18 protein-coding genes are annotated in these 20,585 nt (G+C 59.5%); 10 read left to right on the plus strand and 8 right to left on the minus strand.

Features of this window, described 5'->3' with window-relative positions; all coding sequences use genetic code 11:
* Positions 1-134 precede the first annotated feature (134 nt).
* Complete coding sequence (locus F617_RS0110020) at positions 135-746, minus strand: 50S ribosomal protein L25/general stress protein Ctc (protein WP_013636594.1); 612 nt, start codon at positions 744-746, stop codon at positions 135-137.
* A 300-nt stretch (positions 747-1,046) separates the two neighbouring features.
* On the opposite strand from F617_RS0110020, the gene F617_RS0110025 reads away from it, so the two are divergent.
* From F617_RS0110025 to adh, 3 genes are all read left to right on the plus strand, one after another.
* On the plus strand, positions 1,047-3,131 hold the full coding sequence (locus tag F617_RS0110025; protein WP_026330768.1) for a bifunctional diguanylate cyclase/phosphodiesterase: 2,085 nt from the start codon (positions 1,047-1,049) through the stop codon (positions 3,129-3,131).
* 107 nt (positions 3,132-3,238) lie between these two features.
* A complete protein-coding gene (locus F617_RS0110030) occupies positions 3,239-4,198 on the plus strand; it encodes a helix-turn-helix domain-containing protein (protein ID WP_013636592.1) in 960 nt (319 codons plus the stop codon).
* A gap of 173 nt (positions 4,199-4,371) precedes the next feature.
* On the plus strand, positions 4,372-5,889 hold the full coding sequence (adh, locus tag F617_RS0110035; RefSeq protein WP_003513477.1) for an aldehyde dehydrogenase: 1,518 nt from the start codon (positions 4,372-4,374) through the stop codon (positions 5,887-5,889).
* A gap of 144 nt (positions 5,890-6,033) precedes the next feature.
* On the opposite strand, the gene F617_RS0110040 is transcribed toward adh, so the two are convergent.
* Positions 6,034-8,301 carry a methyl-accepting chemotaxis protein gene (locus tag F617_RS0110040; RefSeq protein ID WP_019565214.1) on the minus strand — a complete coding sequence of 756 codons (2,268 nt, stop codon included), beginning with the start codon at positions 8,299-8,301 and terminating at the stop codon, positions 6,034-6,036.
* A 190-nt stretch (positions 8,302-8,491) separates the two neighbouring features.
* On the opposite strand from F617_RS0110040, the gene F617_RS0110045 reads away from it, so the two are divergent.
* The 4 genes from F617_RS0110045 to F617_RS0110060 are packed head-to-tail and all read left to right on the plus strand — an operon-like array spanning position 8,492 to position 11,960.
* A complete protein-coding gene (locus tag F617_RS0110045) occupies positions 8,492-9,331 on the plus strand; it encodes a glycosyltransferase family 2 protein (RefSeq protein WP_026330769.1) in 840 nt (279 codons plus the stop codon).
* A 20-nt stretch (positions 9,332-9,351) separates the two neighbouring features.
* Positions 9,352-9,639, plus strand: coding sequence for a lipid-A-disaccharide synthase N-terminal domain-containing protein (locus F617_RS0110050; RefSeq protein ID WP_019565216.1), 288 nt, complete (start codon positions 9,352-9,354; stop codon positions 9,637-9,639).
* The gene (locus tag F617_RS0110055) at positions 9,614-11,122 is read left to right on the plus strand and encodes a glycosyltransferase family 39 protein (RefSeq protein ID WP_034502029.1); all 1,509 of its coding nucleotides are present in this window, start codon (positions 9,614-9,616) and stop codon (positions 11,120-11,122) included. Before F617_RS0110050 ends, F617_RS0110055 begins: the two co-directional genes overlap by 26 nt.
* Positions 11,112-11,960 carry a phosphatase PAP2 family protein gene (locus F617_RS0110060; RefSeq protein ID WP_003513468.1) on the plus strand — a complete coding sequence of 283 codons (849 nt, stop codon included), beginning with the start codon at positions 11,112-11,114 and terminating at the stop codon, positions 11,958-11,960. The genes F617_RS0110055 and F617_RS0110060 overlap by 11 nt, the downstream gene beginning before the upstream one ends.
* Before the next feature lie 231 nt (positions 11,961-12,191).
* On the opposite strand, the gene F617_RS0110065 is transcribed toward F617_RS0110060, so the two are convergent.
* The 6 genes from F617_RS0110065 to lgt all read right to left on the minus strand — a co-directional run bounded on the left by F617_RS0110065 (position 12,192) and on the right by lgt (position 18,247).
* On the minus strand, positions 12,192-13,124 hold the full coding sequence (locus tag F617_RS0110065) for a ribose-phosphate pyrophosphokinase (RefSeq protein WP_003513466.1): 933 nt from the start codon (positions 13,122-13,124) through the stop codon (positions 12,192-12,194).
* Between the two features lie 220 nt (positions 13,125-13,344).
* Positions 13,345-14,121, minus strand: coding sequence for a hypothetical protein (locus tag F617_RS0110070; protein ID WP_019565218.1), 777 nt, complete (start codon positions 14,119-14,121; stop codon positions 13,345-13,347).
* A 90-nt stretch (positions 14,122-14,211) separates the two neighbouring features.
* Positions 14,212-15,363 carry a Xaa-Pro peptidase family protein gene (locus F617_RS0110075; protein ID WP_019565219.1) on the minus strand — a complete coding sequence of 384 codons (1,152 nt, stop codon included), beginning with the start codon at positions 15,361-15,363 and terminating at the stop codon, positions 14,212-14,214.
* A complete protein-coding gene (gene pgeF, locus F617_RS0110080; protein WP_019565220.1) occupies positions 15,364-16,158 on the minus strand; it encodes a peptidoglycan editing factor PgeF in 795 nt (264 codons plus the stop codon).
* Between the two features lie 160 nt (positions 16,159-16,318).
* Positions 16,319-17,419 (minus strand): class I SAM-dependent methyltransferase, encoded by a 1,101-nt coding sequence (locus tag F617_RS0110085; RefSeq protein ID WP_019565221.1) that lies wholly within the window; start codon positions 17,417-17,419, stop codon positions 16,319-16,321.
* A gap of 15 nt (positions 17,420-17,434) precedes the next feature.
* The gene (gene lgt / locus F617_RS0110090) at positions 17,435-18,247 is read right to left on the minus strand and encodes a prolipoprotein diacylglyceryl transferase (RefSeq protein ID WP_029658791.1); all 813 of its coding nucleotides are present in this window, start codon (positions 18,245-18,247) and stop codon (positions 17,435-17,437) included.
* Positions 18,248-18,555: 308 nt separating this feature from the next.
* Between lgt and F617_RS0110100 the strand changes: the two genes are divergently transcribed.
* The 3 genes from F617_RS0110100 (at position 18,556) to proC (ending at position 20,573) form a co-directional block, all read left to right on the plus strand.
* The gene (locus tag F617_RS0110100) at positions 18,556-18,819 is read left to right on the plus strand and encodes an accessory factor UbiK family protein (protein ID WP_013636582.1); all 264 of its coding nucleotides are present in this window, start codon (positions 18,556-18,558) and stop codon (positions 18,817-18,819) included.
* 432 nt (positions 18,820-19,251) lie between these two features.
* Positions 19,252-19,752, plus strand: a complete 501-nt coding sequence (locus F617_RS0110105; protein WP_006311131.1) for a YbjN domain-containing protein — start codon at positions 19,252-19,254, stop codon at positions 19,750-19,752.
* A 2-nt stretch (positions 19,753-19,754) separates the two neighbouring features.
* Entirely contained in the window at positions 19,755-20,573 is an 819-nt protein-coding gene (gene proC, locus F617_RS0110110) for a pyrroline-5-carboxylate reductase (RefSeq protein ID WP_013636581.1), read from the plus strand.
* Positions 20,574-20,585: the final 12 nt, after the last annotated feature.

Here is a 20,585-nt window from a genome sequence, read left to right on the forward strand (position 1 = left end):
GCTGAAACGGGACCGGCATCCTGCACGCGGCGAGAGGTTTTTGCTTTTAAAGTTCATAAAAACTAAAAGGCCCGTTCCGAAAAACGGAACGGGCCTTTTAGCTCAAATCTGTCTGGCCTTATGGCCGCAGATTATTATTCAGAAGCTTCGCCGGCTTCTTCTTCTTCTTCAGCAACGCCGCCAGCCGGAGCAACGATCGTTGCGATCGTGAAGTCACGGTCGGCGATTACAGGCGAGATGTTCTTCGGCAGCTTCACATTCGAAATGTGAACGCTGTCGCCGATCTTCAGACCGGAGAGATCAACCGTGATGAATTCCGGAATGTCGTTGGCCGGGCAGTGGAATTCCACCGTGTGGCGAACGATGTTCAGAACGCCGCCGATCTTGATTTCCGACTTTTCTTCGTTTTCGAAGTGAACCGGAACTTCAACGTTGACGAGCGTGTTGCCCGAAACGCGCAGGAAGTCGACGTGCATGGTGAAGTCGCGGACCGGATCAAGCTGGTAGTCCTTCGGCAGGACCTTGATCTTCTTGCCGTCGACGTCGATTACCGCCACAGTCGTCATGAAGCCGCCAGCGTGGATACGCTTGGTTACTTCGTTGGTCGACAGAGCGATGGAAATGGGGGCCTGCTTGTCACCATAGATGACAGCGGGAATCAAACCGTTGCGGCGAAGTTCACGAGAGGACCCCTTACCAACTCGTTCGCGCGCCTCGGCCTTGAGCTCATACGATTCTTTGCTCATGGCAATTCCTTTCGAGGTTATATGGAGAGTTCATGCCCGCAGGCGCTGAACTGGAGAGGCTAAAAGCCATCTCGCCCGCGTTGCCTCCAAGGGTGTCTACACGGGTGCGGGCGCTATAATACAAACGGAAGACAAAGACAAGAGCGGCCGTTTTCCACGGATGCTATGCTGCGATTTTATTAGACTTGTCTAATTCACTCGTGCATTGCAACTTTTAATATATGCTTATCCATTCATATAAACCGGCTGCAAACTTGGCAAGTGATAAGGCTGCCTGGAATTCCAATTGCGTAGATGACAATGCTTAAAGTTCTCCAGTGCCTTACCGTCGATCATGACTTCCGATACACCACAGCAGCGGTCCTCGTCTGCATGCTGGGGAGCTTCGTCACGATGCGTCTTTTCTCGAGGGCGCGTCAGGCGAGGGGTTGGCAAAAGGTCAACTGGCTGTTTCTGGCTGGTGTCAATGGTGGGTCGGCGATATGGACCACCCATTTCGTGGCGATGCTGGGTTATGTCGCTGCCGGGGAGGTGGGTTACGATCCCTATCTGACCGGGCTTTCGCTTCTTATCGCCATTGCCACAACGACAACCGGCTTTGCCATTTCCGCCTATGGCGGACGCACGGCCCTGGTGGAAGCGGGTGGTGCGACAGTCGGTCTCGGTATTGCGGCCATGCATTATACCGGCATGGCTGCCTATCAGATTCAGGGCATGATTTTCTGGAACCAGACCTACGTCATCGCTTCGCTGGTCCTCGGGGCTGTATTCGGCGCGCTCGCGGTCAATCGCATCGCGCGCCCAGTCAACCGGTTTTGCCAATATAGCTCGGTTGCGTTCCTCATCCTGGCCATCGCCTCCATGCATTACACCGGCATGGCCTCGATGTTGTTCGAGTTCGATCCGCGCATCGTCATTTCGGAAAGTCTGCTGCCGCCCGCCATCATGGGTGGGGGCGCCATCGCCGTGACGCTTCTCCTGCTGGCGCTCGGGCTTTCCACCTATGTCATCGACGCCCAGTCCACCCAGCAGGCGGTCGCCCGCTATCGTCATCTTTCGCTCCACGATCCGCTGACGGGCATTCCGAACCGCGCGGCATTTATCGAACATCTCAACCGCCGCACGCGCCATCTCTCCATGGGCGCGCACACGGCGCTTTTGTCCATCGATCTCAACCGCTTCAAGGAAATCAACGACGTTCACGGCCATGCGGCGGGCGATGCCGTGCTGCGCGCCATTGCCGACCGCGCAAGTTCCGTTCTGAAAGCCGGGGAGTTTCTGGCGCGTATGGGCGGGGATGAATTCGTGGCGATGACCCATTCCTATTATACCCGCGCCGATGGTGCGGAATTCGCCCAGCGGCTGATCGAGCAGATCAGCAGGCCGGTCGAATGGAATGGGCAGACATTTTCGGTCGGCGCGAGTGTGGGCATATCGGTGCGCAATACCGGCGCCATTGACGCCGACACGCTGATGGCGCAGGCCGATGTCGCCATGTATCGGGCAAAAGGCGGGAATTCCGACACGATCTGCTTTTACGACAAGTCCATGGATGAAGCCGCACGCGAACGCAACGCGCTTGCCGTGGCCATGCGCAGCGGTCTCGCCAACAGCGAGTTCGAGCTTTATTACCAGCAGCAGAATGATACCAAGAGCGGCAGCATCGTCGGTTTCGAGGCACTGTTGCGCTGGAAACATCCGGAACGCGGTATGATCTCGCCCGTCGAATTCATTCCGATCGCGGAGCAGACCGGCTTTATCGTCGAATTGGGCGAATGGGTTCTGCGCGAAGCCTGCGCGCAGGCGGCTCTCTGGAAAAAATCGCTTTCCATCGCCGTCAATGTCGCCCCGCAGCAGCTTGCGGACAATGATTTCCCCGAGAAGGTCGAGAAGATTCTTAGGGAGACGGCGCTTGCGCCTGAGAGGCTTGAGCTTGAAATCACCGAAGGCAGCATCATCGCCGACCACCGCCACGCGTTGATCACGATCCGCAAACTCAAGGCGCTCGGCGTCAAGATCGCCATGGACGATTACGGCACGGGCTATTCCTCCCTCTCGACCCTGCAGAGCTTTCCCTTCGACAAGATCAAGATCGACCGGGCCTTTATCGATGGCCTGTCGACCAATGTTCAGTCGGAGGCGATCGTTCGCTCCACGCTCATTCTGGCGCATAGCCTCAATATTCCGGTGCTTGCGGAAGGTGTCGAGACCAAAGCCCATATCGAGTTCCTTCGCCGCGAAGGCTGCCTGCAGGTGCAGGGCTTCTTCTTCGGCAGGCCCGGTCCCTTGACCTCCATCGCCAATCTCGTCGACGACACGTTCCTCTCGACGGAGGACGAGCCGGAGGTCACCACCACCGGCCAACGCTATTTCAAGGCGGTATGATATCAGGCGCAGCCCGCGGTTGCGCTGACGGATGCGGGTCGCAAAGTTTTTAGTTGAAACGTGAACGCTTCCAGCGCACCATTGCCGAAAAGCTTTGGGAGGAGCGAATGCCGACAGACATCGCCCATGCGGACCGCGTGTATGAAACAGCGCGCCAACGTTCCGCAGCCGCAAGTTCTCCGATCATCGCCTCATGGCGCCGTTGCATGGTCACGCACCGTCTTGCGCCGGAGGAAAACCGCAAGCCGATCTTTCTTACCGACGTCGAATTCCGCCGTGCACGCGAAAGTGCGGCGGGCCTGATTGCCGAAAGCACGGATGAACTCGACCGTATTTTTCACAGTGTCGGCAAATCCGGCTGCTGCCTGCTTTTGACAGACGCCCAGGGCGTCGCGCTGGAGCGCCGGGGTGCTGCCGGTGACGATCGCGATTTTCGGGCGCTCGGTCTCTGGTCCGGCGCCGTCTGGAGCGAAGCGAGCGTCGGAACCAACGGTATTGGAACGGCACTTGCCGACGAGCGTTCGGTGGTGGTCTATCGCGATCAGCATTTCTTCACATCGAACACGGAACTGTGCTGCACCACGGCCCCGATCCGCGACCATACCGGCCGGGTGACGGGCGCTCTCGATATTTCCACGTGCCGCGACGACATCAACGAAATGACGTTTTCTTTCGTCACGCAGGCGGTGCGGGATGCGGCCCAGCGTATCGAGGGCAATCTCTTCCGCCGGGCCTTTCCCGGCGCGCGCATCGTCGTGGTGCCTACGGGTTTCAGTCCGGCACTTTCGTTGCTTGCCGTCGATCAGGACGATCTCGTGCTTGGGGCGACGCGCGCGGCGCGCCTTGCGCTGAAGCTCGATGACCATCGCATTGCGCAGGGGCTGCCCGCCGCCGATGTCTTGCAGGAACAGCGTCACGACGGCGGTTCCGATCTTGAGGAGGCGGAACGTTCGGCTTTGCGCCGGGTTCTGTCGCGCACCAATGGCAATGTCACGCAGGCCGCGTCCCTGCTCGGCATCAGCCGCGCCACGCTTCATCGCAAGATGAAGAAATTCGACGTGCATTGAGGCTATAAGAGACGATACCCGCTCAATTCAGCGGGATCGGAGCGGGTTTGTCGCAGATGTGAGACAATGTGCGCTGCGGAACCGCGCGGTGCCACTACCCGCCACGATCATCTAGGCCCACCTTCCTGTCATGCGGTCCGTCGCGGATCGTTTTCATAAGGGAGGATGAAATCATGAATATTCAGGTTCAGCACAAAGCTGGCGAAGCGCCCTTCAAGCTGAAATACGGAAATTTCATCGGCGGCAAATGGGTGGAGCCGAAATCCGGCCGCTACATGGACAATCTGTCGCCGGTAACGGGTCACAAGATTTGTGAGGTTCCGCGCTCCGATGCGGCCGATATCGAACTCGCACTGGATGCCGCCCACCAGGCGCGGGAGAAGTGGGGCAAGACGAGCGTTACCGAACGTTCCAACATCCTGCTCAAGATCGCCCAGCGCATCGAGGACAATCTGGATCTCATCGCACGGGCCGAAACCTGGGATAACGGCAAGCCGCTACGCGAGACCACCAATGCCGATATTCCGCTGACGATCGACCATTTCCGCTATTTCGCAGGCTGCATCCGCGCGCAGGAAGGCACGATCGGCGAAATCGACAATGACACGGTCGCTTATCATTTCCATGAGCCTCTCGGCGTCGTCGGCCAGATTATTCCGTGGAACTTCCCGATCCTGATGGCCGCATGGAAACTTGCACCGGCACTCGCCGCCGGCAACTGCGTGGTACTGAAGCCGGCGGAACAGACGCCTGCTTCTATTCTGGTGGTGATGGAGCTTATCGAAGACCTACTGCCGCCGGGCGTGCTCAACATCGTCAACGGCACTGGTGTTGAAGCGGGCAAGCCGCTGGCGCAGAGCAAGCGCATCGCCAAGATCGCCTTCACCGGCTCCACCCCGGTCGGCAAGGAAATCATGCGTTATGCGGCCGACAATGTCACAAACATCACGCTGGAACTGGGCGGCAAGTCGCCGAACATCTTCTTTGCCGATGTGATGAATGAAGACGACGCTTTCCTTGACAAGGCGCTTGAAGGTTTCGCCTTCTTCGCGCTCAACCAGGGCGAAGTCTGCACATGCCCGTCGCGTGCGCTGGTGCATGAATCGATCTACGACCGCTTTATGGAAAAGGCGATCAAGCGCGTTCAGGCCATCAGCCAGGACGACCCGCTCAATCCGTCGACCATGCTGGGTGCGCAGGCCTCGCAGGAACAGTTCGACAAGATCATGCGCTATCTGGATATCGGCAAGAAGGAAGGCGCAAAGGTTCTGACCGGCGGTGACCGCAAGACGCTCACGGGCGATCTTAAGGACGGTTATTACATTCAGCCGACGGTCTTCGAAGGCAACAACAAGATGCGGGTTTTCCAGGAGGAAATCTTCGGTCCTGTCGTTTCGGTCACCACCTTCAAGACGGTGGAAGAAGCGCTCGAAATCGCCAATGACACGGTTTACGGTCTTGGCGCTGGCGTCTGGAGCCGCGATACCAATATCGCCTATCGCGCTGGTCGTGGCATCGAAGCGGGCCGCGTGTGGACCAATTGCTACCACGTCTATCCGGCCGGTGCCGCCTTTGGTGGTTACAAGCAGTCTGGCATTGGTCGCGAGACCCACAAGATGATGCTCGATCACTATCAGCAGACCAAGAACCTGCTCGTATCCTACAGCCCGAACAAGGTTGGCTTCTTCTGAGTTCCTCCCCGGAAGCCGGCGACGGATCTTCCTGATTTCCGGCCGCCGGCGAGTTCCCAGGGGCTTCGGTCCCTGGGAACCCGGATGAAGTTCAGGAAAAATAAAAGGCCGGAGGTTTTGCCTCCGGCCTTTTTTTACTGCGGACTATGCCGCGTAACGCTGGTCGCGGTTTCGGGTGGCGCCTACGGAGAACTGGCCCACCTGTTCGGTCAGGCCATCAGCTTCGCTTGCGAGCGAGAAGGCCGCAGCCGTCGTTTCCTCCACCATCGCCGCGTTCTGCTGCGTCACATGGTCGAGTTCGTTGACGGAGGCGTTGATTTCGCCGAGGCGGCCGGATTGTTCGCGTGATGCTGTGGCGATTTCACCGATCTGATCGTTGACCGACTGGATGCGTTTCTGGATCTGCTCGAGGCTTTCTCCAGTTTTCAGCACCAGTGCCACGCCGCTTTCCACATCGCCCGCAGAGGTGGCGATGAGCGTCGTGATATCCCGTGCGGCAGCCGCCGATTTCTGCGCGAGTTCCCGCACTTCCTGTGCCACGACCGCAAAGCCCTTTCCGGCCTCACCGGCGCGGGCGGCCTCAACCCCGGCGTTCAGCGCCAGGAGATTGGTCTGGAAGGCGATCTGGTCGATGACGTCGATGATCTGGCGGATCTTGGACGACGACGTCTCGATACGCTCCATGGCGACGATTGCTTCCTTGACGACAGCGGTGGATTTATGGGCATCCTGCATGGTTTCCGCCGTCGTTCCGACTGCGACGTCGCAGCGGGAGAGGGAAACGTTGACGGCCTGCGTCATGTCTCCAAGTGCGGCGGCGGCTTCCTCTAGGGCGGCCGCCTGGCGTTCCGTGCGCCGCGACAGATCTTCCGATGCGCTTTTCAGCTCGCCGGAGCCTGAGCGGATGGCATTGGCGCTTTCGCCGATGCTTGAGATCGTCGCATCCAGCCCCGCTATGGAGTTGTTGAAATCGACGCGCAGATGGTCGAGCGACGGCACGAAAGGTTTTTCAATGCGAAGATCGAGCCTGCCCGCAGCAAGATTGGCAAGGCCGGTCGCAAGCGCATCGACTGCTTCTTCCAGCTCCTTCGCACTTCTTGCCTTTTCCATCTCACGCTGGGCACGTTCCTCGTCCAGTTCCTCGCTTTTGCGATGGGACTCGGTTTCCATGCGCTGCTTGTCGAGAATGCCCTGGCGGAAGGATTCCAGTGCGCGCGCCATGGTGCCGATTTCGTCGCCACGGGAAACGGCCTTGATCTCAATATTATGGTCACCACCGTTCAGACGTTCCATCAACCCGGCAAGGCCGGTCAGCGGCTTGGTCAAGCTGGCGGAAACGAAAATGCCGATGAGTGTCATGACGGCAAGCACCGCAAGTGTCGCAAGCGTTGCCCAGAAGGCGAGATCATTGGCCGCTGCCAGCACCTTGCTCTCCTGCTGGCCGATGGCCAGAAGATGCTTCTGTCCGAAAACGGAGACCGGACGATAGGCGTAGAAGATGCTGCCCGCAGGGGTCTTCGCCATGACCGTTCCGGCTTCGCTGGCACCTGTAAGTGCCGCGAGACTTTCGGAAACGGCGACTCCAGCCCCACCGGAGAGCACGCCCGCGCGAAGTTTGCCGTCAGCGCTCAGAAGAACGGCGTCGTCGATGGACTTGCCGGTTTCCTCAGGTGTTACCACCGCACCGATACGGTCTGCTGAAATGCGCATGATGACGGCGCCCTTGCGCTGCAACTGGCCCCAGTTCGAGACCGCGAGCGGCATGCCGATCAGGGCCGAGTCATTGGTGCCGCCATCGCTGAACCCAGTTGTGCTGATGACACCGTCCTTGCCGGCCTCGATGCGGTCGAACAATTCCTTGATCGCACCGTTTTGCGGTTCCGTCACATTGGTCAGGAAGTTCTTGCCCTTTGTCACGGAATAGATAATGAGGCCTGCCTTGTCGATGACGTAGATGTCGCTGACCCGGGTGTTGCGCCAGACGCTGGCAATGGCCGCGTTGATCGTGGCGTGGCGAATGGCATAGAGCAGCCGCAAGCCTTCACCGTTGAAGGAGGCGCGCTCCTCCTCGGATACGCCCTCGCGGCGGAATGCCTGAATGATCGCATCCTTTTCCGTCGGTACGACCGTGGTCATGGTTTCCAGCGCCTGAGCGATCGCAGCGTTCTGCGACAGCTCGGAAATGCTTTGTTCGACGCGCAGCGTATAGGCATCAAGCTGTTTGGACTGGTTTCCCGCAACCGTCTCGAGCCTGATCTTGCTGGCGTCGATCAGGCCGGACTTGCCCATTTCGTATGACAGCAGCCCAACGGCCAGGCACGAAACCAGCGTCGCGCCCGTGACGAGTGCTGCGAATTTGGCCTTTGTTGACAATGATTTAGCTTTGACAGCAGTCGGATTTGCACCCGGCATCCTGTTTCCTCCCCCCAAAAGAACGTTGCGGTACCGTCGCAACAATTGTTTACGGTCGCGTTAAGCTTGGCGGGGAATTGTATGATTATTTCCCGCATACCGTGAAAAAATCCAAGGCCCTGGCCGGCCATTCTCCGTAATAAAACTGCAATGGAACAGGCGCATACCGTGCGAAGTTCAACGGCTGTTCATATTCATGCAAGCTTTTCGCGCTCCTGCTCTTGCCACTATCGACGATGTTTGCGGAACACCCGCGGCTGGATATGACGGAGCCCCTTTGAGATCGATCCCGGATTTCGCGGTTATCGTACCCATGCACAATGAGGAAGCGAGCGTTGAAACGCTTGTCGCTGAGATCGTTGCTGCCTGCCAGCCGGTCGGTCCGTTCGAGATTATCGTGGTGGACGACGCATCTTCCGATCGCACGGCGGATGTGGCGCTTTCGCTTGCCGGGCGTTATCCGATGCTGCGGCTGGTGCGGCATGACCGGCAGGGCGGGCAATCGGCTGCGATCCACAGCGGTGTGCAGGCAGCGCGCGCGCCGGTTGTCTGTATGCTTGACGGAGACGGGCAGAACCCGCCGGACAATCTGCCGGCGCTTCTTGCGCCGCTTCTTGCCACGAACGCGCCGAGCCGGCTTGCGCTCGTGGCCGGCCAGCGCGTCGGCCGGCGCGATACGCTTGCAAAACGTCTTTCCTCCCGCTTCGCCAATGGCTTGCGGGCGCGGATATTGAAGGACGGCACGCGGGATACCGGCTGCGGCCTCAAGGCTTTCCGTCGCGACGCCTATCTCGCCTTGCCCTATTTCGATCACCACCACCGCTATTTTCCGGCGCTCTTCAATCGCGACGGCTGGCAGGTTGCCCATGTCGACGTCACGCACCGGGCGCGCCTGCATGGCAATTCCCATTATACCAATATCGGCCGCGCGCTTGTCGGCATCCACGACCTGATCGGCGTTGCCTGGCTGTTGCGGCGGCGCAAGCGGGCAAGTTGGGCCGAAACCTTCAAAACGGAGACATCGCCGTGAACGCACCAGCCTTATGGTCCATGCTGCATGTGAACAGCTGGAAGGAATTTCTCTGGGTCTGCACCGGCTTTATGGGCCAGATGCTGTTCACCATGCGTTTTCTGGTTCAATGGATTTCGTCGGAACGGGCGAACCGCTCGGTCATTCCGGTAGCCTTCTGGTATTTCTCCATCGTCGGCGGCCTTGTGCTGCTATTATACGCGATCTGGCGTCGCGATCCGGTTTTCATTCTGGGACAGGCCTCCGGCCTGTTCATTTATGCCCGAAATCTCTGGTTGATCCATGCAGAACGCCGCCAGCATGCATGAGGCCGCAGCTCTGCCTTACGCGCAGGCGAATGAGCAGCGCCAATGGATGACGTTTGCGCTTGCGGCAATCGTGCTCGTCACCGTGCTGCGCGTCGTCGGGCTTGCTTTCAACCGCACCGATCTTTTCGTTGATGAGGCGCAATATTGGCTGTGGGGCCGGGAGATGGCGTTCGGCGCCTATTCCAAGCCACCGCTGATCGGCTGGATCATTCGCGCCGCCACCACTTTGAGCGGTGGCGAGAGCACCTTCGACGTGCGGCTCGCCGCGCCGGTCATCCATGGCATAGCGGCCGCGGCGATCCTTGCGCTCGGGCGCATGATCTATGATGCGAAGCTCGCCTCGCTGGCTGCCGTCATCTATCTGACGTTGCCCGCCGTGACGCTCGGCAGTCTGCTGATCTCGACCGATACGCCGATGATGCTGTTCATCGTGCTGTCGATGATCTGCGTGCGCAAGCTTGCGGAAGCACGCGCTGCCGGTGTGTCCGCGATGCTCTGGAGCATTGCGCTCGGTCTAAGCTTCGGCCTAGGGCTGATGTCTAAATATGCGATGATCTATTTTCTGCCCTGCTTCATCGCTGCGGGCTGGCTGTGCGTGGGCTGGCGCGTCCGTTGGCGTGACGCCGGTATTGCTGTAGTTGTCTGCGCCGCCGTCATCGCTCCCAATCTTTGGTGGAATGCTGCGCATGATTTCATGACCGCGCGCCACACGGCGGACAATGCCAACTGGCATGGCGTTAAGCTGAAAATTGGTCCGGCGCTCGAGTTCTTCTTCTCGCAGGCGGGTGTTGTCGGGCCGTTCGTCTTCATCGGCATGATCGTCGCGACGTTCAGGGCGAAAACCGCTGAAACCCGGGCGCTTGTCGCCCTTTCGGTGCCGATCGTGCTTCTGATCACGGCACAGGGGCTGATGTCGCGGGCGCTCGCCAACTGGGCGGTGGGGGCTTATGCCGCGGGCGTGCTTCTGGCGGTGCCTGTCCTGGCATCCCGGCGCTGGCTAACCGTTTCCAGCCTTGTGCTCGGCGGCATCGTTGCCATCGCACTGCCGCTGATGACGATTGCCGGAACGGAATTGCGCTTGCCAAATGGCGACCTGGCGATGAAGCGCTATCTCGGCAGCTCGGAGCTTGTGTCGACCGGCCTTTCAAGAGCGCGAGAGGCGGGGGCGGATGCAATCGTCGCTGCAGATCGCTCCATTCTGGCCGAGCTCTTTTATCAGCTGCGGGACGAAAAGCTGCTCATGCCGCGCGCTCTGCCTGAAACTGGCGTTCCTTCCAGCCACTACGCGCTTCTTTACCCACTGAAAGCCGGAGAGGCGACAAATCCCGTCTATCTTGCGAGGGCGGACAGCCTGCCGGGCTGTCTCAATGGCGAGGCGCCGCTGTCGACATGGGTTGCCGGGCCGGGCTCGTTCGAGGGCAAGGAAATCGGTCTCTGGCGTCTGCCGCCACAATGCATCCCGAGGGTTGCCGATGGACAATGATCTTTCGCATATGCGGATCACGATCTGGGTTACATTCGCCACATTGGCGCTCGTCATCCTGTTCGCGACCTTCCCGTCCATCGACCTCGAGTTTTCTTCCCTGTTTTTCTCGCCCGAAGCGCGCCTGTGGGCTGGAAGCCTGCCGGTTCCGGAATGGTTTCGCGATACGTTGCGGGAGTTAACGGAACTGGCCGCACTTCTGGCCTTCATCGTTCTGGTCGGCAACATCAGGCTGGGCGCGCTGCAGCGCACCGGCTGGCGCGTCTGGGCCTTTCTCTGCGGGCCTGTGGTGCTCTGCGCCGGGCTTCTGGTAAACGGGGTGCTGAAGGCCAATATCGGCCGCGCCCGCCCGTTCAGCGTCAGCGATTTCGGTGGACATCAGCTTTTTACGCCGCCTTTCCAGTTCAGCACGCAATGTTATTCAAACTGTTCGTTTTCCTCCGGGGAAACGGCGCTCATAGCGAGCTTTTTCCTGCCGCTCTGCGCGCTTGTCTGGAACCGCCTGCAATGGGGCGGGCGTCTTTTCATGGGCAGCACTGCCGCCGGCGCCATCATCCTCATGTCCGGTCTGCGTATTGCAGCTGGCGGGCATTTTCTCAGCGATGTGGTGATGTCCGTGCTGTTTTCCGCACTGACGACGCTGTTCCTTTACCGGGCGCTGGCAATTGCCCGTCATCGTCATCTATTTACCGGCGATGCCGTTACGGCCGATGCCATCAGCCTTTGGCGCAATGGCAGCCATGCTGTTCGCACCCGCGCTCGGCGCTGGTGGCCGAAAATCAAGGCCGCCGCCACACGGCTGCAACGACCGCCGGATGCGGGCACGGCATCTTCCTGAGTGGTGCAGATGGAGTGCTGCTATCTCTGCGGATGCTGAGATAGCTGGCAAAATTGATAAGCTTTCTTCTCATCATGCCAAACTTTAACCAGCATCCAGCCACGGCGCGGACGCGCCGTAAGAATGGGTCTCACGCGATCAAAGACTTGATCGCACTGGACCCCGGACTAAATCCGGGGTGACAGTATGCGGATGCAGTGATTTTGCAGATGTACGAGAGAAACGATTGCTTCAGTCGAACAGGCCGGAAACCGACTGTTCCTGCGCGGTGCGGTTGATCGCTTCGCCCAGAAGGCCCGCAGTGCTGATCACGCGGATATTGTGCGCGGACTGGACGCTGGTGGTCGGCTGGATGCTGTCGGTGATGACGAGTTCGCGCAGCTTCGATGAAGCCACGCGGGCAACGGCGCCGCCGGAAAGCACGCCGTGCGTGATATAGGCGGTGACGCTGGTTGCGCCCTTTTTCAACAGCGCTTCGGCAGCATTGCAGAGCGTGCCGCCGGAATCGATGATATCGTCGATCAGGATGCAGTCCTTGCCGGATACGTCGCCGATGACGTTCATGACTTCGGATTCACCCGGACGGTCACGGCGTTTGTCGACGATGGCCAGCAGACAGTCCAGACGCTTCGACAGGGCACGGGCGCGCACCACACCGCCAACGTCAGGCGAAACGACCATGACGTTGTTGGTGTCGTAGTGGTCCTTGATATCGCGGGCCAGAATGGGCGCTGCGAAGAGGTTGTCGGTCGGAATATCGAAAAAGCCCTGGATCTGGCCGGCGTGAAGATCGAGCGTCAGAACGCGGTCGGCGCCGGCTTCGGTGATCAGGTTGGCGACGAGCTTGGCGGAAATCGGTGTGCGGGGGCCGGCTTTGCGATCCTGGCGGGCGTAACCGAAATAGGGAAGTACTGCCGTGATGCGTTTTGCCGAGGAGCGGCGCATGGCATCGATCATGATGAGCAGTTCCATCAGATGATCGTTTGCCGGAAACGAAGTGGACTGGACGAGAAAAACGTCCTCCCCGCGCACGTTTTCACTGATTTCTACGAAAATTTCCTGGTCAGCAAACCGCTTTACGGTGGCATTTCCCAAGGGAACGTTGAGATACTTGCAGATCGCTTCGGCAAGGTGCCGGTTCGAATTGCCTGCGAAAACCTTCATTGCGCCCGCCTGTTTCCATGCAATCGCCTTGCGCCACGGGAAAGTGTCTGCCGTAACCAAGCGTCGTTCAAGGGGAGGAACATCCGGCTGAAAAGCCTTTGCCGGATACGCCTTGTTGCCATGCGCGCCTTAATAGCGTTGTTGCTTCCGATTGCAAGAGGACTCCGTGCTTTCGCAATGATTTTCATGAAATCTCTGTGACTTCTCCCGCCGTTTCATCTCATCCCCTTTGAGACTGCTTCCATGACGAATACTCGTTGAGCGTTTTTGCGGCGATATCCTGCATGACCCTGTCGGTCGCGGCGGCCCAGGGATCGCTGCCCTTGGCTGCCACCGTTTCCTGCCCCTGCAGGCGATGGAGCCTGACACCATTGGCATCCAGAACGTCCCAGACGTAGATGATGTTGACCTTGCTGCCATCGGCGAAGGCGGAGAAATATCCCTTGAGGATGTTCTCTGCCGAATTGTCGTTCGAGGCGCGGATTGTCAGCCCCTTTGCCCGCGCCTCGGCGCCTAGTTGCCGCGAAAGCGGCGTGACGGCCTGAACGGGCGCGCCGATGATCGGCAGGAAGCGGATGGTGTTGCCGGAAGCGGCGGGGGCAAGTGCAGCCGTCTGCTGTGGAGGCGGCGGCTGGGTGCTGGCGGGTGAGTGGCCTGCAGATTGTCCGGTAGACTGTGTCTGACCAAGAGGTTCGCCGTACTCATTGCCGTTGGAAAGCGCCTGTGCCTGCGCCTGCAGGGAGTTCTGCGGTGCGTAAGCGGGCACGGAAGAGGCGGTTGCCGGTGCGCCTGCGGGCGCGCGGTCGGCAGCGGCAGCCATCTGGTCGAGATCGCCCTGCGTCACCGGTGTCGATTGCGAGCTATTATGGCCGACATCCACCTGCGGCGTCAGCGCCTCCGTGGTGTTGCAGGCCGACAGGGTCAACGCCAGCGCCGGAATGGCGAGGACCGAAACGACAAACGTCTGGAAAGGGCGGGTAAACCCCGTCCGGCTCATGCGACGTTTCCTCTCATGTTCCGCTCCTTCTTGCCCAAGGTGGCGGCAATGTAGGGCCGGTTTTCCCGCTCTGTCAAACCCGGTGCAGATTTAAGCTGTGAGAAGATCGAGGCTATGGCGCGAGAGCGGTTCCGGTGCGCCTTCCGTGGTGAGGTAGGTCTGGCCGAGGGTCATGGCGGTGCCGGAATCGGAATCCATCACGATCATGTGCACGAACAGGGTCATATCGCTGGCGATTTCCTGAGAGTTGCCGGCATGGAACATCTGATGCTCCATCCATGACGGTGAGAAACGCGCGCCCAGCGAATAACCGCAGGAGTTCAAACGATGGCGGGTCAGTCCACGCTCGTCCATGACGCGGGCGTGCACGTCGAAGACATCGCCGAAGGTCTTGCCGGGCCGCAGCACCTCTTCGATGTCGGTGAGGTTTTGCAGGCAGGCGCTGTAAAGCTCCTTCTGGCGGAAGTCCTGTTCGCCGATCACCACCGTGCGCATCATGGCGGCGTGGTAGTGGGCGCTGACACCCGCCCATTCCAGCGTCAACTGATCCTTGTCATCGAGCCTGCGACGCCCGGCCTTGTAACGGCACAGCAGCGCGTCCGCGCCGGAGCCGATGATGAATTCATTGGCGGGATAGTCACCGCCGCCGGCCAGAACCGCTCCCTGCATTGCCGAGAGGATCGAGGCTTCGTCCGCACCGGGCTTGATGAGCTCCAGTGCAGCGTCCAGAGCCTCGTCCGCAAGTCTGCCTGCCTTCCTCGCATAGGCGATCTCGGCTGGGCTCTTGATGAGCCGCAAGCTGCTGACCAGATAGGAGGCGTCGATCATCTGGCAGAAGCTGGCAAGCTGGTTGTCCAGCAAGCGGGCGACGCGCCCGGTCATGCCGTGGGTGTCGTATTCCACGCCGATCTTGGCGCCAAGGAGATCGAGATCGCTGAGGAGGTTCTTAAGATCGAGCGTCGGGTCGGCATTGGGCCGGTCGACCCAGACGAGAATATTTTCGATCGTCGAAGTATTCCGGGCCTGCCGCATATCCGCCGAACGGGTCAGAAGCATCATGGAGCCGTCCGACTTGACCACCAGCGTCTGGAAGAAGCAGTAGCCGAAGGTGTCATAGCCGGTCAGCCAGTACATGCTTTCCTGGGCGAAAAGCAGAATGGCGTCCAGCTTCTCTTCCGCCATCTTCGCAATCAGCCGTTCGCGGCGGGCATCGAATTCCGAGAGCTCGAAGTGCAGGGCCATTTAGTCCTCCAGAATTGCGATTGCGGAAATCTGCCGCCCGTAGTCGGGCTCGGCACGGTGGGTCGTGCGTCGGTAGGAATAGAAGCGTTCTTCATCGGGATAGGTGCAGAGGCCGAGGTTTTCCGCTCTCACGCCCGCATTGACCAGCCGGTCCACCGTAAATTGCTTGAGGTCGAATAGCGCATGGCCGCCTTTGTCCGAAGCGGTGAAATAGGCCGCATAGGCGGGATCGAAATCGGTGAAGCGCGCCACATATTCAGGCCCGACCTCATAATTGGCCTGGCTGATGGAGGGGCCGAGGGAGGCGGAGATGCGCTCGCGGCTGGCGCCCAGCTTCCTCATGGTCTCGATCGTGTTTTCGAGCACGCCGAACAATGCACCCTTCCAGCCGGCATGGGCGGCACCCACAACGCCCGCTTCAGCATCAGCAAAAAGGATCGGGCCGCAATCGGCGCTCAGAACGCCGAGCACGAAACCCGGTGTCGCCGTTACCATCGCATCGGCCTGCGGGCGGCTGCCGTCATAGCTTTCATCGACCACAAGGACATCAGGAGAATGGACCTGATGCACGGTGGCGAGACGTTCCGGAGACAAGCCGAACCATTGCGTGACGCGCCGGCGGTTTTCCTGCACCAGTTCCGGCTCGTCATTCGAACCGAGGCCGACATTGAGGCCCTGATAAAGCCCCTCGGAGACACCGCCTTGCCGGGTGAAGAAACCGTGACGGACACGGTTTTCACTCAAGGCGGCAAGCAGGGGGCTCTGGATGGGGAGCGGCAGCGTTTCGTTCTGCATGGTGCGGGAGTTCCTTGGAGAATGTCGCTGTTGGCCAGTGGGATGCGTTAAGCGAGATGTTTCCTGTTGCCGCGGCGTTGCGCGGCGTTTGTCTGGTGCAGTGTGTCTGCGTTCGCTTGCTTCGTTCTGGGCCGATGTTGGCCCAGAGGTGATTGCACTGTCAATCCACCGCGCGAAACGGCATGAGATGGAGCGCGGGACTTGAAACGGCGATGACCTTGAAAAGTTCCCCCATCCTGCCAGCCCCTTCGCCAGCGAGACGGTTGACCGCTTCGGCGATTTCAAGCGTCTGATCGGGTGTAGCTTTCGCGGCAAGGGCGGTTGCCCGTTCCTTCAGGCCAAGACCATAAAGAAAGTCGCCCTGCCTGATGCCGCCGTTGACATGAACGCCGTTTGCCTCAGCCGTCCTGATAAGGCTTTCGAAATCGACATGGCTGGTCAGATCGGCTTGCCCGGGATGAGAAAGCGGCGGGTCGAAGGCATGGTTGCGCATGGCCTGCAATGTGTCGCCATATCCGGCGACCAGATGGCCGTAGTCGATAGCGAGTGCGGTGCCGCCATATGCGGACAGGCGTTGGCAGATTGCGGTCATTACGGCTTCGCGGGCGGGTGAGATTTCGAATATGCTGCCAATTGGCTGCCGTTCCGGGCCGGGCGGCAGCAGCGTCGGGTCGATGCCGGCAAGCCCAGTCGAGAAGACCAGTTCACCATCGGTACCAAGACTGACCACCCGTTCGCGGAAACCCTGCGGCGTCTTCACGAATTGCCGGATTGGGATGGCGTCGAAAAGCTCGTTGGCGACGAGGAGCAGGAAACCTTCCGGCACCGCATCGAAACTGTCATGCCATGTCAGCCGTTCGGCATGCGCAGCGAGCGTCTCTTTCTGGATGGCGCAAAGGCGAGGGCTGGTCTCCACCAGATGCACCCGCATCGTCTCGTAAAGCGGTGGGGCGATGCGGCGGATGACGCGCAGCATGTCAGACATCATGGTGCCACGGCCGGGGCCGATTTCCACCAGACGAATATCTGCGGGTGCGCCATGGCGCTGCCAGGCGTGAACCACGAAAACGCCGAGCATTTCGCCGAAAAGCTGACTGACTTCCGGAGCGGTGATGAAATCGCCCGATCGGCCGAAAGGCTCGCGGCTCCGGTAATAACCGTGTTCAGGATCGGCAAGGCAAAGCGAGAAGAAATCGGTGACGCTGAGCGGGCCGTTCAGGCGGATGAGGGATTTGATGCGTTGCGCAAGCGGTGTCGTCATGGCAGGCCATTCCGCTTAAGCGCGTATTTTCGCGCGCCGCGCACGCAAGACGGCCCAGAGGCCAAGAAGGAACATCGGCGTGGAGAGTACCATGCCCATGGTCAGCCAGTTGCCCGCGAGATAACCGATCTGGGCGTCCGGCTCGCGGAAGAATTCCACGAAGATGCGCGACAGCGCATAACCGCAAACGAAGATGCCGGTTACGATGCCAGGTGTCTTGAGCGCCCTGAAAACGTAGATGGTGACCGCCAGAATGACGAGGAGAACGAGGCCTTCAAGTCCCGCTTCGTAAAGCTGGCTGGGGTGACGCGCAAACGGCCCGCCGGTCGGGAACACGACGGCCCAGGGAACGTCGGCGATACGTCCCCACAATTCGCCATTGATGAAATTGGCGATGCGTCCGAACAGCAGGCCGACAGGTGCGACGGCTGCGATGATATCGAACATGCTCCAGACAGGGATGCCGTTCTTGCGGGCGAAGAGGATCATGGCGATGGTCGTGCCGATCAGGCCGCCATGGAACGACATGCCGCCGTTCCATATCTCAAGTGCTCTTATAGGGTTTGCGGCGACGGCGCCAAGATCGTAAAACAGGATGTAGCCGATGCGCCCGCCAAGCACGATGCCGCCGGCTGCCCACAGGATGAAGTCGTCAAGATGCTGCGCCGAGATTGGCGATGTATCGTTTGGCCACAGGCGAGGCGTAAGCGCAAGGCGGCGGGCATAAAACCAGCCGAGCATGATGCCGGCGACATAGGCAATGCCGTACCAATGGATCGCCAGAGGCCCGAGAGACAGGGCAACCGGATCGATATTCGGAAATGGCATGATGGCAAGTTGGGTGGGAGCGGCTAACAATCCGTATATTCCGTCATCGTTGCTGGGCGGACAACAGAATGACCCATTGCCTCAAGGAGCCGGGCGATGATGCTCTCCGGTCTCTTTACGCGAGGAAAATGGCGATTGCCGCAGCGCCGGTCAAGATTATTCTTCAAGGGACGCTTTGCGATGCCGAAGGCCATTGCAAGCCATGCGGATTTTTCGATTTTGCTTGCAAGGCGGCTGTCGAGTGCCTACCTGAAAGGCATCAACAGCAGGGAACGGAACGCTCCCTGAACCGACGAAGGAACAGGGCCATGACCACGACAGGCACCAATCGTTTTCTGGATGAATTCGCCAAGCTGATGACCGATGCGGCGGGCGCTGCGCAGGGAATGCGCAAGGAGGCCGAGGCTGCCTTGCACGCACAGGCGGATCGCTGGCTGAACAGCCTCGACGTGGTCAAGCGCGAGGAATTCGACGCGGTGCGCGAGATGGCGATCAAGGCGCGCGATGAAAACGATGCGTTGCGCGCTCGCATCGAGGCTCTGGAAGCAAAGCTTTCTGCTGCCAAGGATTGATTCTTTTCGCGCTTTTTCATCAAGAGGTCCCGGATCGCCTGCGATTCCGGGGCTTTTTGTTTGCGGGCCATGCAACCCGAAATTATTCCCTGTCGATCCGGACCTGCCTCCATCGTTAATTTTTTGAGGCCTGTGGACACTTCCAAAAAACGCAATTGCCAGAGTCGCTTATGTATCTCGCCTGAGGTGATGGGGGAGAAGATATCCACTGTTCAAAAAGTAAAAATGCTGCCCGAGGGGTGGCAGCAGGACTCGGCCATTATACACTGATTTTAAATGATGATTCGAAACGAACCTGGTAAGCTCCACACAGGGTGAATGTGTAACTCTGTTGGTGTCGGGCAATCGTCTCAAGTGTTGAATCCGGTTTGTGTGTGCGTTTTGTGCCCGGCGTTCAAAACAGAACATCCATACCGGATGAGAAGGTGCCGCATGAGCCTGATAGAATTTGAAATTGAGCGCCAGTCCAATCCCGTGGACATGATCGAGATTGTCGCCGCCTCGAACGACTGGTCGTTCGAACGTTCCGGCGAAGATGAGATCGCCATGACGGTGGCGGGCCACTGGGCCGATTATCACGTTTCCTTTTCCTGGATGGAAGATTTCGAGGCACTGCATCTGGCCTGCGCCTTCGACATCAAGGTGCCCGATCAGCGCGTCAACGAAGTCATTCGCCTGTTGTCTCAGGTCAACGGCCAGGTACTGATGGGTCATTTCGATCTGTGGCGGCAGGAAGATGTTGTGATCTTCCGCCAGTCGCTGCTTCTGGCTGGCGGTGCGGAGCCTAACAACCAGCAGGTGGAAGTGCTGCTTTCCAGCGCGCTTGAGGCATGCGAACAATATTATCAGGCATTCCAGTTCGTCGTATGGTCAGGGCTGGATGCGAAAAGTGCAATTGAAGCGGTCATGTTCGAGACCGTCGGAGAAGCGTGAAAATGGTCTACAGGGCTTCCGGTCCTCTCGTCCTCGTTGGGGCGGGCAATATGGGCGGCGCTTTGCTTTCGGGCTGGCTGAAAAAGGGCGTGCCGGGTTCGCAGGTTATCGTCATCGATCCGCGCCCCTCCGACGCCATGCGCACGACAATTGCGGAAGCGGGCGCCACGCATAGCGAAAGCGTGCCTGACGGCGTGAAGGCGGGCATTCTGTTTGTCGCGGTAAAACCGCAGATGATGGAAGCAGTGCTACCCTCCCTCAAGCCCTTGCTCGGACCCGAGACCGTCGTGGTTTCGATTGCGGCCGGCACCACCATCGGCACTTTCGTTTCGCATTTCGGCTCGGTCGCCGCCGTGCGGGCCATGCCGAACACGCCGGCCATGGTTGGCCGTGGCGTGACGGGCGCCTATGCCAACGAATTGGTAACGCCGGCACTTAAAGCCGTGGTGGATGGATTGCTGAAGGTCAGCGGTCCGGTCGAATGGGTGGAAACCGAAAGCGATATCGACGCGGTTACCGCGGTTTCGGGAAGCGGTCCGGCCTATGTCTTCTATCTGGTGGAATGCATGGCGGAAGCCGGTCGCAAGGCAGGTCTGCCGGCGGATATAGCCATGCGGCTGGCGCGTGAAACCGTGGCCGGTGCTGGCGAACTCCTGCATCAGTCTTCTGACGAGGCGGCGCGCCTGCGCCAGAACGTTACCTCGCCGGGCGGTACAACGGCCGCAGCACTTTCGGTGCTGATGGCCGAAGACGGCATGCAGCCCCTGTTTGACAAGGCGATCGCTGCGGCGAAAAATCGCGCCGAAGAACTGGCTGGTTGAAGACGAGCAGGC

Origin of the sequence: Agrobacterium sp. 10MFCol1.1 (assembly GCF_000381165.1) — a bacterium.
In the GTDB taxonomy this organism is placed as follows: Bacteria; Pseudomonadota; Alphaproteobacteria; order Rhizobiales; family Rhizobiaceae; genus Agrobacterium; species Agrobacterium tumefaciens.

Coding starts and splice junctions, on each gene's coding strand:
- F617_RS0110020 (WP_013636594.1), bottom strand. CDS start 746: ATGAGCAAAGAATCGTATGAGCTCAAGGCCGAGGCGCGCGAACGAGTT.
- F617_RS0110025 (WP_026330768.1), top strand. CDS start 1,047: ATGCTTAAAGTTCTCCAGTGCCTTACCGTCGATCATGACTTCCGATAC.
- F617_RS0110030 (WP_013636592.1), top strand. CDS start 3,239: ATGCCGACAGACATCGCCCATGCGGACCGCGTGTATGAAACAGCGCGC.
- adh (WP_003513477.1), top strand. CDS start 4,372: ATGAATATTCAGGTTCAGCACAAAGCTGGCGAAGCGCCCTTCAAGCTG.
- F617_RS0110040 (WP_019565214.1), bottom strand. CDS start 8,301: ATGCCGGGTGCAAATCCGACTGCTGTCAAAGCTAAATCATTGTCAACA.
- F617_RS0110050 (WP_019565216.1), top strand. CDS start 9,352: ATGCTGCATGTGAACAGCTGGAAGGAATTTCTCTGGGTCTGCACCGGC.
- F617_RS0110055 (WP_034502029.1), top strand. CDS start 9,614: ATGCAGAACGCCGCCAGCATGCATGAGGCCGCAGCTCTGCCTTACGCG.
- F617_RS0110060 (WP_003513468.1), top strand. CDS start 11,112: ATGGACAATGATCTTTCGCATATGCGGATCACGATCTGGGTTACATTC.
- F617_RS0110065 (WP_003513466.1), bottom strand. CDS start 13,124: ATGAAGGTTTTCGCAGGCAATTCGAACCGGCACCTTGCCGAAGCGATC.
- F617_RS0110070 (WP_019565218.1), bottom strand. CDS start 14,121: ATGAGCCGGACGGGGTTTACCCGCCCTTTCCAGACGTTTGTCGTTTCG.
- F617_RS0110075 (WP_019565219.1), bottom strand. CDS start 15,363: ATGGCCCTGCACTTCGAGCTCTCGGAATTCGATGCCCGCCGCGAACGG.
- pgeF (WP_019565220.1), bottom strand. CDS start 16,158: ATGCAGAACGAAACGCTGCCGCTCCCCATCCAGAGCCCCCTGCTTGCC.
- F617_RS0110085 (WP_019565221.1), bottom strand. CDS start 17,419: ATGACGACACCGCTTGCGCAACGCATCAAATCCCTCATCCGCCTGAAC.
- lgt (WP_029658791.1), bottom strand. CDS start 18,247: ATGCCATTTCCGAATATCGATCCGGTTGCCCTGTCTCTCGGGCCTCTG.
- F617_RS0110100 (WP_013636582.1), top strand. CDS start 18,556: ATGACCACGACAGGCACCAATCGTTTTCTGGATGAATTCGCCAAGCTG.
- F617_RS0110105 (WP_006311131.1), top strand. CDS start 19,252: ATGAGCCTGATAGAATTTGAAATTGAGCGCCAGTCCAATCCCGTGGAC.
- proC (WP_013636581.1), top strand. CDS start 19,755: ATGGTCTACAGGGCTTCCGGTCCTCTCGTCCTCGTTGGGGCGGGCAAT.